This window comes from Pseudomonas sp. FG6 (assembly GCF_057809015.1).
On sequence record NZ_JBMDJD010000003.1, the window covers coordinates 222,056 to 234,655 of the forward strand.

The 12,600-nt window shown below is 61.0% G+C and carries 16 protein-coding genes and 1 pseudogene; 10 read left to right on the plus strand and 7 right to left on the minus strand.

Annotated elements, in window-relative coordinates; all coding sequences use genetic code 11:
• The first annotated feature begins 323 nt into the window (after positions 1-323).
• Positions 324-689, plus strand: coding sequence for a histone-like nucleoid-structuring protein, MvaT/MvaU family (locus ACODSJ_RS03350; protein ID WP_489100369.1), 366 nt, complete (start codon positions 324-326; stop codon positions 687-689).
• A gap of 73 nt (positions 690-762) precedes the next feature.
• Here the strand turns inward: ACODSJ_RS03350 and ACODSJ_RS03355 are convergent, their stop codons facing one another.
• The gene (locus tag ACODSJ_RS03355) at positions 763-1,299 is read right to left on the minus strand and encodes a DUF4946 domain-containing protein (protein ID WP_489100370.1); all 537 of its coding nucleotides are present in this window, start codon (positions 1,297-1,299) and stop codon (positions 763-765) included.
• A gap of 190 nt (positions 1,300-1,489) precedes the next feature.
• On the opposite strand from ACODSJ_RS03355, the gene gloA reads away from it, so the two are divergent.
• Positions 1,490-2,011: a lactoylglutathione lyase gene (gene gloA / locus ACODSJ_RS03360; RefSeq protein WP_489100371.1), complete on the plus strand. Its 522-nt coding sequence runs from the start codon at positions 1,490-1,492 to the stop codon at positions 2,009-2,011.
• A 215-nt stretch (positions 2,012-2,226) separates the two neighbouring features.
• Here the strand turns inward: gloA and ahpF are convergent, their stop codons facing one another.
• The 4 genes from ahpF to galU all read right to left on the minus strand — a co-directional run bounded on the left by ahpF (position 2,227) and on the right by galU (position 6,947).
• The gene (gene ahpF, locus ACODSJ_RS03365; protein ID WP_489100372.1) at positions 2,227-3,789 is read right to left on the minus strand and encodes an alkyl hydroperoxide reductase subunit F; all 1,563 of its coding nucleotides are present in this window, start codon (positions 3,787-3,789) and stop codon (positions 2,227-2,229) included.
• 124 nt (positions 3,790-3,913) lie between these two features.
• Positions 3,914-4,477: an alkyl hydroperoxide reductase subunit C gene (gene ahpC / locus ACODSJ_RS03370; protein ID WP_260954724.1), complete on the minus strand. Its 564-nt coding sequence runs from the start codon at positions 4,475-4,477 to the stop codon at positions 3,914-3,916.
• 166 nt (positions 4,478-4,643) lie between these two features.
• Entirely contained in the window at positions 4,644-5,999 is a 1,356-nt protein-coding gene (gene gorA / locus ACODSJ_RS03375) for a glutathione-disulfide reductase (protein ID WP_489100373.1), read from the minus strand.
• 108 nt (positions 6,000-6,107) lie between these two features.
• A complete protein-coding gene (gene galU / locus ACODSJ_RS03380) occupies positions 6,108-6,947 on the minus strand; it encodes a UTP--glucose-1-phosphate uridylyltransferase GalU (protein ID WP_003182953.1) in 840 nt (279 codons plus the stop codon).
• A 234-nt stretch (positions 6,948-7,181) separates the two neighbouring features.
• On the opposite strand from galU, the gene ACODSJ_RS03385 reads away from it, so the two are divergent.
• The gene (locus ACODSJ_RS03385; protein WP_489100374.1) at positions 7,182-7,394 is read left to right on the plus strand and encodes a hypothetical protein; all 213 of its coding nucleotides are present in this window, start codon (positions 7,182-7,184) and stop codon (positions 7,392-7,394) included.
• Between the two features lie 114 nt (positions 7,395-7,508).
• Positions 7,509-7,790 (plus strand): hypothetical protein, encoded by a 282-nt coding sequence (locus tag ACODSJ_RS03390; RefSeq protein WP_489100375.1) that lies wholly within the window; start codon positions 7,509-7,511, stop codon positions 7,788-7,790.
• A 3-nt stretch (positions 7,791-7,793) separates the two neighbouring features.
• Here ACODSJ_RS03390 and ACODSJ_RS03395 read toward each other — a convergent pair whose 3' ends face one another.
• Together ACODSJ_RS03395 and ACODSJ_RS03400 are read right to left on the minus strand one after the other, a co-directional pair.
• Positions 7,794-8,024 carry a hypothetical protein gene (locus ACODSJ_RS03395; RefSeq protein ID WP_489100376.1) on the minus strand — a complete coding sequence of 77 codons (231 nt, stop codon included), beginning with the start codon at positions 8,022-8,024 and terminating at the stop codon, positions 7,794-7,796.
• 111 nt (positions 8,025-8,135) lie between these two features.
• Entirely contained in the window at positions 8,136-8,486 is a 351-nt protein-coding gene (locus tag ACODSJ_RS03400) for a hypothetical protein (protein ID WP_489100377.1), read from the minus strand.
• A 201-nt stretch (positions 8,487-8,687) separates the two neighbouring features.
• Here ACODSJ_RS03400 and ACODSJ_RS03405 point away from each other — a divergent pair, with 201 nt between their 5' ends.
• From ACODSJ_RS03405 to ACODSJ_RS03430, 6 genes and pseudogenes are all read left to right on the plus strand, one after another.
• Positions 8,688-8,990, plus strand: coding sequence for a DUF1883 domain-containing protein (locus ACODSJ_RS03405; protein WP_489100378.1), 303 nt, complete (start codon positions 8,688-8,690; stop codon positions 8,988-8,990).
• Between the two features lie 28 nt (positions 8,991-9,018).
• Entirely contained in the window at positions 9,019-9,189 is a 171-nt protein-coding gene (locus ACODSJ_RS03410) for a hypothetical protein (protein ID WP_489100379.1), read from the plus strand.
• A 38-nt stretch (positions 9,190-9,227) separates the two neighbouring features.
• Positions 9,228-9,461 (plus strand): annotated as a pseudogene (locus ACODSJ_RS03415) (2OG-Fe(II) oxygenase); the annotation flags it as partial.
• A complete protein-coding gene (alkB, locus tag ACODSJ_RS03420) occupies positions 9,448-10,128 on the plus strand; it encodes a DNA oxidative demethylase AlkB (protein WP_489100380.1) in 681 nt (226 codons plus the stop codon). The pseudogene ACODSJ_RS03415 and the gene alkB, both read left to right, overlap by 14 nt.
• An 88-nt stretch (positions 10,129-10,216) precedes the next feature.
• Positions 10,217-11,290 carry a bifunctional DNA-binding transcriptional regulator/O6-methylguanine-DNA methyltransferase Ada gene (gene ada / locus ACODSJ_RS03425; RefSeq protein WP_489100381.1) on the plus strand — a complete coding sequence of 358 codons (1,074 nt, stop codon included), beginning with the start codon at positions 10,217-10,219 and terminating at the stop codon, positions 11,288-11,290.
• A gap of 122 nt (positions 11,291-11,412) precedes the next feature.
• Positions 11,413-12,486, plus strand: coding sequence for an NAD(P)H-dependent flavin oxidoreductase (locus ACODSJ_RS03430; protein WP_489100382.1), 1,074 nt, complete (start codon positions 11,413-11,415; stop codon positions 12,484-12,486).
• The last annotated feature ends 114 nt before the right edge of the window (positions 12,487-12,600 follow it).

Genomic DNA, 12,600 nt, shown 5'->3' on the forward strand with positions numbered 1-12,600 from the left:
GACACGACGTCGCCGAACACATGATGGGCTGTACAAATATTATTTGATTGCCCTATGAGTAATGGGGACTTAATTGCCTTCGGCGTTAATGGCAACTACCCGCTGCCCGGCTATTGGCAGCCACCCCGTCAAGGGATAAAAGCGTTTGCTATTGTTACATAGCGAAAAAGTTACGATTTACACTTTCCGGATTAACTACTACAATTTTTTTACCTGTGCTAGATAGCAGGAGATTGATTCTCACCGAGTCGCTTCAAAGCGCTTGGCTTATAGCTTTGCTTGCGGTTGGTATCAGCCAAAATAATCTGATTGGAGTAACGATTTTGTCCAGACTCGCTGAATTTCGTGCAGCCGAAAAGGCCCTTCAAGAGCAGCTCAAGCAGCTGGAATCGCTGAAGAACGACGCCGGGCTCAAGAAAGAAATCGAATTCGAAGAAAAGCTCCAGGGGCTGATGAAAACCTACGGCAAGAGCCTGCGCGACATCGTCGCGATCCTCGACCCGAACGCATCCAAGGCTGGCCTGCAATCGGCCAAACCCACCAAAACCCGCCGTGCGCGTGTGGTGAAGGTTTACCAGAACCCGCACACCGGCGAGCTGATCGAGACCAAGGGCGGCAATCACCGCGGTCTCAAGGCCTGGAAGGAACAATACGGTGCGGCCACCGTCGATTCCTGGTTGCGTGGCTGACAGCCCTTTGAACGCAAAGCCCTGAGTACTCTCAGGGCTTTTTTATTGGACGCAACTTTTCGACTAACCAACCTTATAGTTTCAGGCTGTTTCGCACTGACTGTATTTCATCCTGGCTATCAACAAACACCTGCGCCTGTCCGGCATAGGACAGCACATAAGCCCTGCCGTCATTTAATGCCGCAACGAGTGTCTGAGACAGTACGTGCTGCCCGTTCTGCGTGATCGTGCAAGTGGTTTCCAAGGCTGTTACGCCACCCAACATGGACGCATGAATCTTATTGCAGGCACTTTGGTAACCGCCCTGGAAAAAATCCTTCTGGATTGACTTACGCATTTCCAGCAACACGCCTTGCAAGTTGACCTGATGGCCAGTTTCGACCGGTGTCGTGGTCAGTTCCATGACCATCAAGGCATTGCCTGCCGGATCGCTCTTGGTCGCTCGCTGCCGCATGGTTCCAGGCGCGGCCTGGGCGGTCGCGGTATCGGCCGGCAACGGCTCGACGGCCCAGCCTGGGGGCCATGCGATCTGCGGCTCTGCAGCCTGAAGGGGGCCACTCGCGATAACGGCAGACAGCAAGACACAAAGCGAAAGGAACAGTCGGATCATTGCGTTTGACACCCAGGGAGAAGCGGTAAAGTCTGAGGCCAGGCATAAGAACAGGCAATAGACCAGGGGTTTGGCGATGCCGGGCTCCCTTGCGTATCATGACCTGCCTGCAAGGAAGCCACCTGACGCAAGCCCAGGAACCGTCGCAGCCATTGCGACGCCGTTTGCCCCACTTTTTTTCGGAGGGCCCATGAGCCTGCAAGCACTCAATACATTCCCGGGCGTCACCGCCCAACCCGATGCCGCCACCGCCAAATTCGTCTTCAACCACACCATGCTCCGGGTCAAGGACATCACTCGCTCCCTGGACTTCTACACCCGCGTGCTGGGTTTCTCGCTGGTGGAAAAACGCGATTTCCCGGAAGCTGAATTCAGCCTGTATTTCCTGGCGTTGGTGGACAAGGACCAGATTCCGGCAGACGCTGCGGCGCGTACCGAGTGGATGAAATCGATCCCGGGCATCCTCGAACTAACCCACAACCACGGCACGGAAAACGACCCGGCGTTCGCCTACCACAACGGCAACACCGACCCACGCGGCTTCGGCCACATCTGCATCTCGGTGCCGGACGTCGTCGCCGCCTGCGAGCGCTTCGAGGCCCTGGGCTGCGACTTCCAGAAACGCCTGAGCGATGGCCGCATGAAAAGCCTGGCCTTCATCAAGGACCCGGATGGCTACTGGGTGGAAATCATCCAGCCTGCGCCGCTGTAAACCCAACCTTGTGGGCAATACAAATCCCACCTGTACACCGGCCCCTGTGGGAGCGAGCCTGCTCGCGATAGCGGCTACCTATTCAACATGGATGTACCAGACAGATCGCTATCGCGAGCAGGCTCGCTCCCACAGAGGGTGAATGCCCATCGCGAATAGAACAAAACCCCATGAGCCACCGCCCATGGGGTTTTGTTTTTCCAGCGGTCGGTTGCTTATGCCGGCGCGGAGGTGCGGATCAGGTGGTCGAAGGCGCTCAGCGAAGCCTTCGCGCCCTCGCCCACGGCGATCACGATCTGCTTGTACGGCACGGTGGTCACGTCACCGGCGGCGAACACACCGGGGATCGATGTTTCACCCCGGGCGTCGACGATGATCTCGCCCCGTGGCGACAGCTCGACGGTGCCCTTGAGCCAATCGGTGTTGGGCAGCAGGCCGATCTGCACGAAGATCCCCTCCAGCGCCACGTCTCGCACTTCACCGCTCGGGCGGTCCTTGTAGCGCAAGCCGTTGACCTTCTGGCCGTCGCCCATCACTTCGGTGGTCTGGGCGTTGGTGATCACGGTCACGTTCGGCAGGCTGTGCAGCTTGCGTTGCAACACCGCGTCGGCACGTAATTGCACGTCGAACTCCAGCAGCGTGACATGGGCCACGATACCGGCCAGGTCGATGGCCGCTTCGACACCGGAGTTACCTCCGCCGATCACCGCCACGCGCTTGCCCTTGAACAGCGGACCGTCGCAGTGCGGGCAGTACGCCACGCCCTTGTTGCGGTATTGCTGCTCGCCCGGCACGTTCATTTCGCGCCAGCGGGCACCGGTGGCCAGGATCACGGTCTTGGCCTTGAGGCGCGCACCGCTGGCGAACTTGATTTCGTGCAGCTCGCCGTCCTTGCCGGGGACCAAGGCATCGGCACGTTGCAGGTTCATGATGTCCACGTCGTACTGCTTGACGTGTTCTTCCAGGGCAACGGCCAGCTTCGGCCCTTCGGTTTCCTGGACCGAGATGAAGTTCTCGATGGCCATGGTGTCGAGCACCTGGCCGCCGAAACGCTCGGCCGCCACAGCGGTGCGGATGCCTTTGCGGGCCGCGTAGATCGCGGCCGAAGCACCGGCAGGACCACCGCCGACCACCAGCACGTCAAAGGCGTCCTTGGCGCTGATCTTCTCGGCCTGGCGTTCGATGCCGCTGGTGTCGATCTTGGCGAGAATCTCTTCCAGGCCCATTCGGCCCTGGCCGAAGTTCACGCCGTTGAGGTAGACGCTTGGCACGGCCATGATCTGGCGTTCATCGACTTCAGCCTGGAACACCGCGCCGTCGATGGCCACGTGGTGAATGTTCGGGTTCAGCACCGCCATCAGGTTCAGCGCCTGGACCACGTCCGGGCAGTTCTGGCACGACAGCGAGAAATAAGTTTCGAAGTTGAACTCACCTTTAAGGGAGCGGATCTGTTCGATCACTTCGACACTGGCCTTCGAAGGGTGGCCGCCGACTTGCAGCAAAGCCAACACCAGCGAAGTGAATTCGTGGCCCATGGGAATGCCGGCAAAACGCAGGCTGATATCGGCTCCCGGGCGGTTCAACGAAAACGAAGGCTTGCGCGCATCGGTGCCGTTGTCGAGCAAGGTAATCAGGTTGGAAAGACTGGCAACGTCTTTGAGTAGCGCGAGCATTTCCTGGGATTTCGCACCGTCGTCGAGGGATGCAACGATCTCGATCGGCTGGGTGACCCGTTCCAGGTATGACTTCAACTGAGCTTTAAGATTGGCGTCCAACATACGGGCGATTTCCATTTTTTGAATTTCAGAAAAAACAACGCCCGAGCGAATCTCGCCCGGGCGTTTTTTGTGGGCGGTGCGGCTTGCTTAGGTGCGGATGACCGCCCTCGAGTACTGCATGGACTTAGATCTTGCCGACCAGGTCCAGGGACGGAGCCAGGGTGGCCTCGCCTTCTTTCCACTTGGCTGGGCAGACTTCGCCCGGGTGTGCGGCAACGTACTGGGCAGCCTTGATCTTGCGCAGCAGCTCGGAAGCGTCACGGCCTACGCCGCCATCGTTGATTTCAACGATCTTGATCTGGCCTTGTGGGTTGATCACGAAAGTACCGCGGTCAGCCAGGCCGACTTCTTCGATCAGCACGTCGAAGTTGCGGGAGATGACGTGGGTCGGGTCGCCGATCATGGTGTACTGGATCTTGCCGATGGCTGGCGAAGTGTTGTGCCAGGCCGCGTGGGCAAAGTGGGTGTCGGTGGAGACGCTGTAGATCTCGACGCCCAGTTTCTGGAATTCGGCGTAGTTGTCGGCCAGGTCTTCCAGCTCGGTTGGGCAAACGAAGGTGAAGTCAGCCGGGTAGAAGAATACGACAGACCATTTGCCTTTCAGGTCGGCGTCCGACACTTCGACGAATGCGCCGTTTTTGAAAGCGGTAGCGTTGAACGGTTTGACTTGGCTGTTGATGATAGGCATCGATGTTTCTCCGTCAGGGTTGAAAAGTTGATGGAGAGGATCTTACCCACACACCCCGAGGCTGGCTCATTGGCAAACCTCATGCGAATGATTGGTTTTGGCTATCAGCAAACCGTATAGATAGAAGAAATCTGTAGGGGCTCCCATCGGAGCCCCTACAGTCGCATCAGGCGACTGGCGTGCGCAGGGTGACGAACTCTTCGGCGGCGGTCGGGTGCACGCCGATGGTTTCGTCGAAATCACGCTTGGTGGCACCGGCCTTGAGCGCGATGGCCAACCCCTGGACGATCTCACCGGCATCCGGACCGACCATGTGGCAACCCAGCACCTTGTCAGTCCGCGCATCCACCACCAGTTTCATCAGGGTGCGCTCCTGGCAATCGGTCAAGCTCAGCTTCATCGGCCGGAAACGGCTTTCGAACACCTGCACCTCATGCCCTTCTTCCCTGGCCTGCTCTTCGGTCAGGCCCACCGTGCCGATGTTCGGCAGGCTGAACACCGCGGTTGGAATCATGCGGTAATCCACCAGGCGATACTGCTCGGGCTTGAACAGCCGCCGCGCCACCGCCATGCCTTCGGCCAGGGCAACGGGGGTGAGCTGCACACGACCGATCACATCGCCGATGGCCAGGATCGACGGCTCGGCGGTCTCGTACTGTTCGTTGACTTGGACAAAACCCTTTTCATCCAATGTGACACCGGTGGTTTCCAAGCCCAGATTGTCGAGCATCGGGCGCCGGCCTGTGGCGTAGAACACGCAGTCGGTGAGCAGCGTGCGGCCATCCTTGAGCGTCACCAGCAGGCTGCCATCGTCCTGTTTGTCGATGCGTTCAATGTCGGCGTTGAATTGCAGGTCCAGGCCACGGCGAGTCAGTTCTTCGGCCAAGTGCTTGCGCACCGCGCCGTCGAAGCCGCGCAGGAACAGTTCACCGCGATACAACAAGGACGTCTGCGCGCCCATGCCGTGGAAAATCCCGGCGAACTCCACCGCGATGTAGCCACCGCCCACCACGAGGACACGCTTGGGCAGTGCCTTGAGAAAGAACGCCTCGTTGGAACTGATGGCGTGCTCGCGTCCAGGAATGTCCGGGATCACCGGCCAGCCGCCTGTGGCGATCATGATGTGTTCGGCGGTGTAACGTTGGCCGTTGATCTCGACTTCATGGGGCCCGGTCAGGCGGGCATGGCCTTCGTGCAGCACCACGCCACTGTTGACCAGCAGGTTGCGGTAGATGCCGTTCAGGCGACTGATTTCGCGGTTCTTGTTGTCGATCAACGTCGCCCAGTCGAAGCTGGGCTCGCCCGCCGTCCAGCCATAGGCCGAGGCCTGCTCGAAATCCTCGGCGTAATGCGCGCCATAGACCAGCAGCTTTTTCGGCACGCAGCCAACGTTCACGCAAGTCCCACCCAGGTAACGGCTTTCCGCGACGGCCACCTTGGCACCAAAACCGGCGGCGAACCGTGCGGCCCGGACACCGCCGGAACCGGCACCAATCACATACAAGTCAAAATCGTAGGCCATCTCTGTCTCCTTTTGGCAGGCCATCAGCATACCCGCTGTTTCCACGAGAGGAAAAAAAACGCCCCGAACCAGTCGGGGCGTTTTTCAAGGTGCGGCGCGGGCTATGGCTTAGTAAGCCTTGCCGGTCTTGTAGAAGTTCTCGAAGCAGAAGTTGGTTGCGTCGATGTAGCCTTCGGCGCCACCGCAGTCGAAACGCTTGCCCTTGAACTTGTAGGCCATGACGCAGCCGTTCTGGGCCTGTTTCATCAGGGCGTCGGTGATCTGGATTTCACCACCCTTGCCTGGCTCGGTCTGTTCGATCAGATCGAAAATGTCCGGGGTCAGGATGTAGCGACCGATGATCGCCAGGTTCGACGGTGCATCTTCTGGCTTTGGCTTTTCAACCATGCTGTGGACGCGGTAGATGTCGTCGCGGATCATTTCGCCGGCAATGACGCCGTACTTGTTGGTTTCCTGCGGATCGACTTCCTGGATCGCCACGATGGAGCAGCGGAACTGCTTGTACAGCTTGACCATCTGGGTCAGTACGCCGTCGCCTTCGAGGTTGACGCACAGGTCGTCCGCCAGGACCACGGCGAACGGTTCGTCGCCGATCAGCGGACGGCCGGTCAGGATGGCGTGGCCCAGGCCTTTCATCTCGGTCTGGCGGGTGTAGGAGAACGAGCACTCGTCCAGCAGCTTGCGGATGCCGACCAGGTATTTTTCCTTGTCAGTGCCCTTGATCTGGTTTTCCAGCTCGTAGCTGATGTCGAAATGGTCTTCCAGTGCGCGCTTGCCGCGGCCCGTGACGATGGAGATTTCAGTCAGGCCCGCATCCAGGGCTTCTTCGACGCCGTACTGGATCAGTGGCTTGTTCACCACCGGCAGCATTTCTTTGGGCATGGCTTTAGTCGCTGGCAGGAAGCGAGTACCGTAACCGGCTGCTGGGAACAAGCATTTCTTGATCATATAAGTCCTTGAAAAGGCGGTATGTACGAGTTTCGGCGCAGTCTAATCAGGCAGCGGGCACCTTACAATGCCCGCAATGGCCAACCGATGCCATCATAGAGAAATAAAAAACGGCGGATAGTTCCATCGCCTTTCGTTTCGCTGCTGACGGCGCCCTCACTCTACGCTCATGAACACCGTTTGCGAGCATTTGCAGTATCATGCCGGCCTTGATCACGCCAACGAGGCAGCTAGATGTCGGCACGAAACGCAAACGGTTATTCGGTCATCCAGGAAAAGGACGGCCAATGGTGGATTATCAACTACCACGGCGAGCAGGTCGCCGGTCCCTTGCCTAGCAAGGCAATGGCAGTGGAAGTGGCAGCCGTTTTCCACGACGAGCGCAGCGCCCCGGCCCCAAAAGAGCGCCAGGCGGCCCCCGCTCGCAGCCCCGCCCGCAAGAAGTAAAGCCGACAAGCCTGCGATTCATGCCCCTTGGCCTTGAACCAGGCTTGTTTTGCTGTACCGCGATGGCCGTTCGCTATAACCTCGCGCCAGCCCCCTCCTCTCGATGACGATCCGATGAAGACACTTCTGGCGCTGTCTACAGTCCTGGCCCTGGCGGGCTGTGCCTCGGTGGAAGACACCTACCTGGCCAATGGCGAGCAGGGCCTAACCATCGACTGTTCCGGCGAAGCCAATTCCTGGGCCAGCTGCTATGAAAAGGCCGATGCGTCCTGTGCGGGCACCGGCTATCGCATCGTCGGCACCCAAGGCACGCCCCAGGCCAAGGCAAGCGACAAGACCCTGGGCGTCGATGTCGGTAACTACACCCGCCGCAGTGTTGTGGTGGTGTGCAAGTGAAGCCTAGATATGGATCTCGGCGAACTTGATCCCCAAACCGCGTATGGTTTCAACCAGGTCATCGAGACGGCTGAAGGACTCGACTTCGTCCTGGTCATCCACCAGGAAAAAGCTGCGACCGGCGCTTTTCTTGAAAAAGACGATCCACTCACCTGGGCACGCCGGGTTCTGAATCACGTGGGTGGCACACACCAGGCCTTCTGCATGGCGCTGACGCACCTGCTCGCGTTTCATCGACTGGACTCCATCCATAACAATGCCGCCAACGTTGACCGTGGCGGCATTTCTTTTTTAAGGACGCCAGTCTAGCCGATGCCCGCCTCGTTCGTCAGGCCTCGGCCACGTTTAGCCGGAGATACAGGCGTTGGCCGCGTCCTGCACATCCCCAGGACGCACAGGGACGTTGGACATGCTTTCGTGCAGCTTGATGCTGCTGCCGCCGGAGCGTTCGTCAATGTCGAACACGGCGGCCGGCAGAGAGGACAATTTACCCGGAACGATCAGCCGGACGCCGTTCTTGTGCGGTTCCACCTGCAACGCACCACGGCTGCTGGCCAGCCTGTCGGCGACGCACTTGGCGTACTCGTGGGGTTTCTTTCCGGAGATGACGCTCATGGTGGGCGGCGTCTGGTTGATGTCCGATACGGATGCACATCCACCCAAGGCCAGTGCCAATACCCACACGCTGTGCTTCATAGGAATCCTCCGTTAAAGACCGTCCGACAGTGCAAACGGCGTTTTTCTCCAGCGCCTGCTGCCTTTATTTTTGCCCTCGCATCGATAAATGGGCCGAGCCTGGGACACGGGCCGGATATTAACCTCCCGGTGCTGATAAACTGCACGTCATTGTTCTTGTCATCGTTTGATTTTGTAGAAAATGCCCTTCTGGAGGCGCCCATGAAATTCATCCACCAGCGCGAGCACCTGAACGAGGACGACATCGTCGTCATCGAATGCTCCCAAATGTGCAACATTCGCCTGATGAACGACGCCAACTTCCGCAGCTTCAAGAACGGCGGTCGGCACACTTACCACGGCGGCGCGTTCGACAAGTTTCCGGCCAGGATCACAGCCCCCAGCACCGGCTTCTGGAATATCACCATCGACACCGTCAGCCGCCGTGCCATCAGTGTCACGCGCAAGCCGACCCTGACCCACAAGATCAAGATCGTTCGACGCTCCAGCACGAAGCTCAGCTGACCTTTCCCCCTTCCAGGCAGGCAAAACCGTGGCACAAACGACTAAATACGTCATCAAGTACAAGCTCAACGACGAACGCCGCTTCGAATTCGCCCAATTGCAGACCGGCACCGAGGAAGAAGCCAGGGCCGTGCTGCAAGCGATGCATGGCCAGAGCGGTGATGTGATCAGCGACGTCAAGGTGAGCAAGGCGTTGTAGAGGCTCACCCGAGTGGCTGAGCCGCCTGTACGCCGCCCCCGGGCCAGGATTTCACCGGCGGCGAATTCGTCCTCACCGAACAGCGCCCACGCCTGCAGTCGCGGCCCCAGGTCATCGATCTGAAACAGGGCGACGCCGTGGTGTTCGCCGTGCATCAACGGCCAGTCAAGGGCGTTCGCGGTTATTATCGGGTGAACATGCGCCATGGCGTCAGCCGCGTGCACGGCGGTCAACGGCACACCCTCGGAATTATTTTTCATGATGCGCAATGATGACAACCCGATCACGCTGGACCTGTTCGCCGACGAGACGCCGACGACGCCTGGCGAGGTCGAACAGATCGGCCAGCAAGCCTTTGTGCTGCGCGGGTTCACCCTGCCCTGGCTCGACCGGTTGCTGCCGGCGCTGGAAACCGTCCTGCAAGCGGCACCGTTCCGGCACATGGTCACGCCCAGCGGCTTCACCATGTCCGTGACCCTGAGCAGTTGTGGCGCATTGGGCTGGACCACCGATCGCAGCGGTTATCGCTACACAGCCCACGACCCGCAGACCGGCCTGCCCTGGCCTGCCATGCCGGCGGTGTTTCGCCAACTGGCGCAGGCCGCCGCCCGGCAAGCGCAGTTCGAACACTTCGAACCCGATGCCTGCCTGATCAACCGCTACGTGCCCGGCGCGCGGATGTCGCTGCACCAGGACAAGAACGAACGCTCCCTCAGCGCGCCCATCGTCTCGATGTCCCTGGGCTTGCCGGCCGTGTTCCAGTTCGGCGGTTTCGAGCGCAGCGACAAAAGCCTGCGCATCCCGCTGTTCCATGGTGACATCGTGGTCTGGGGCGGCGTGGACCGCTTGCGCTACCACGGCGTACTGCCACTCAAGCCAGGCCAGCATCCGCGCCTGGGTGCCCAGCGGATCAACCTGACGTTTCGCTGCGCCGGGTGAACAGGCCGAATTCAACCGCAAGACCCGGAGTGTTGCCGCCGCGCAGGCCGGCTACTGTAGTCAAAACGGGCCAATGGACAGAACGACCATGAACAGCACTTCGAACAATCGCGCCCCTGAACTGGACCCGCGCTGGGCCGCCGTGCTCGCCCGGGACCCGCGCGCCGACGGGCAATTCGTCTACGGCGTGAAAACCACCGGCGTCTATTGCCACCCCAGCAGCCCGTCGCGCCTGCCCAACCCGCGCAACGTCGAATTCTTCGACACGCCGGAACAGGCCCAGGCGGCGGGCTATCGTCCCAGCAAGCGCTCGGCCCGGGACCAGACCCAGGTCGCCGCCCAGCAAGCGGCCCGGGTCGCGGCGGCCTGCCGGCAGATCGAGGCGGCCGAAACGCTGCCGGGCCTGAATGAACTGGCACAGGGCGCGGGTTTGAGCCCCTTCCATTTTCATCGGGTCTTCAAGGCAGTCACCGGCCTGACGCCCAAGGGTTACGCCGCCGCCCACCGCTCCCGCAAGGTGCGCGAACGCCTGGCCGATGGCGGCACGATCACCGAGGCGCTCTACGATGCCGGTTTCAATTCCAACAGCCGCTTTTATGAAGCCGCCGACCGCGTGCTCGGCATGAAACCCACCGATTACCGCGCCGCCGGGCAGAACACCGACATCCGTTTTGCCGTCGGCCAATGCGCCCTCGGCGCGATACTGGTGGCGCAAAGCGACCGTGGCGTATGCGCGATTCTGTTGGGAGACGACCCGGATGCGCTGGTGCGAGACCTGCAAGACAAATTCCGCCGCGCCAACCTCATCGGTGCCGACCGAGACTTCGAACAGTTGATCGCCCGAGTGGTGGGCTTCATCGAAGCCCCCGCGCTGGGCCTGGACCTGCCCCTGGACCTGCAAGGCACCGCGTTCCAGGAACGAGTCTGGCAGGCCCTGCGCGAGATTCCGCCCGGCAGCACCGCCAGCTACGCCGAGATCGCCCAGCGCATCGGCCTGCCCAAGGCGGTGCGCGCGGTGGCCCAGGCCTGCGGTGCCAACAGCCTGGCGGTGGCGATTCCGTGCCACCGGGTGGTGCGCAGCGACGGCAACCTGTCGGGCTACCGCTGGGGTGTAGAGCGCAAGCGTCAGTTGCTGGCGCTGGAGCGCTCATCGGGCGATTGAACACCGATGTAGATCGCCATCGACTCGGGGCCGCTGTAAACCTCGATTGAAAAACTCGACTGGCCGTGACCGGGCCACACCTGCTAAAAACCCTGTTTCCTTCTGCCGTCGGAGACCCGCACATGAGCCAGTGGCCAGACACCCGCCTTCTCGACCTGCTCGGTATCGAGCTGCCCATCATCCAGGGACCGATGGCCGGAGTGACCGGGCCGGCCATGGTCGTCGCCGTGTGCAATGCCGGCGGGCTGGGCTCGATGCCGGCGGCGATGCTGGACGTCGAGCAACTGCGCCAGGCGCTGGTGACGATCCGCGAGCAGACCGACAAGCCATTCAACGTGAACTTTTTCTGCCACCAGCCACCGGCCTTCAATGCGCAGCGGGCCGAGGCCTGGAAACAGCGGCTCAAGCCTTACTACGAGGAACTGGGCGCCGATTTCGGCGCACCGACGCCAGTGTCCAACCGCACGCCGTTCGATGATGCCGCCTGCCGCGTGCTGGAAGAGATGCGTCCCGCCGTGGTCAGTTTCCATTTCGGCCTGCCGGAAAAGTCCTTGCTCGACCGGGTGAAGGCCACCGGCGCGAAAATTCTCTCGTCGGCCACCACCGTCGAGGAAGCCATCTGGCTGGAACAGCACGGTTGCGATGCGATCATCGCCATGGGCTATGAAGCGGGCGGCCATCGCGGGATGTTCCTCAGCGACAACCTCGACACCCAGGTGGGCCTGTTTGCGTTGCTGCCCCAGGTGGTGGACGCGGTGAGCGTGCCGGTGATCGCCGCCGGTGGCATCGGCGACGCCCGCGGCATTGTCGCGGCGTTCGCCCTGGGCGCCTCGGCGGTGCAATTGGGCAGCGCCTACCTGTTCACCCCCGAGGCCAAGATCAGCGCGTCCCATCACCGCGCGCTGCGCACGGCCAAGGAAAGCCAGACCGCCGTCACCAACCTGTTCACCGGTCGCCCGGCCCGGGGCATCGTCAACCGGGTGATGCGCGAAGTCGGCCCGATGAACCCGCTGGCACCGGCCTTCCCCCTGGCCGGCGGGGCGCTGATGCCCCTGCGCGCCAAGGACGAAGCCGACTTCAGCACCCTCTGGGCCGGCCAGGCGTTTCCCCTGGGCCGGGAGCTGTCGAGCAGCGAGCTGACCAGGCGCCTGGCCGAAGAGTCGCTGGCTCAGCTCAATCGCCCTGGTCGGTCCTGACGGTTATCATCGCCCATTAGCACGCCATCGCGAGTAGTCGCTCCCACAGGGGTTAGGGGACTAACGGCACATCCGGGCACACCGCCAACCTGTGGGAGCAGGCAAAATGCCGCG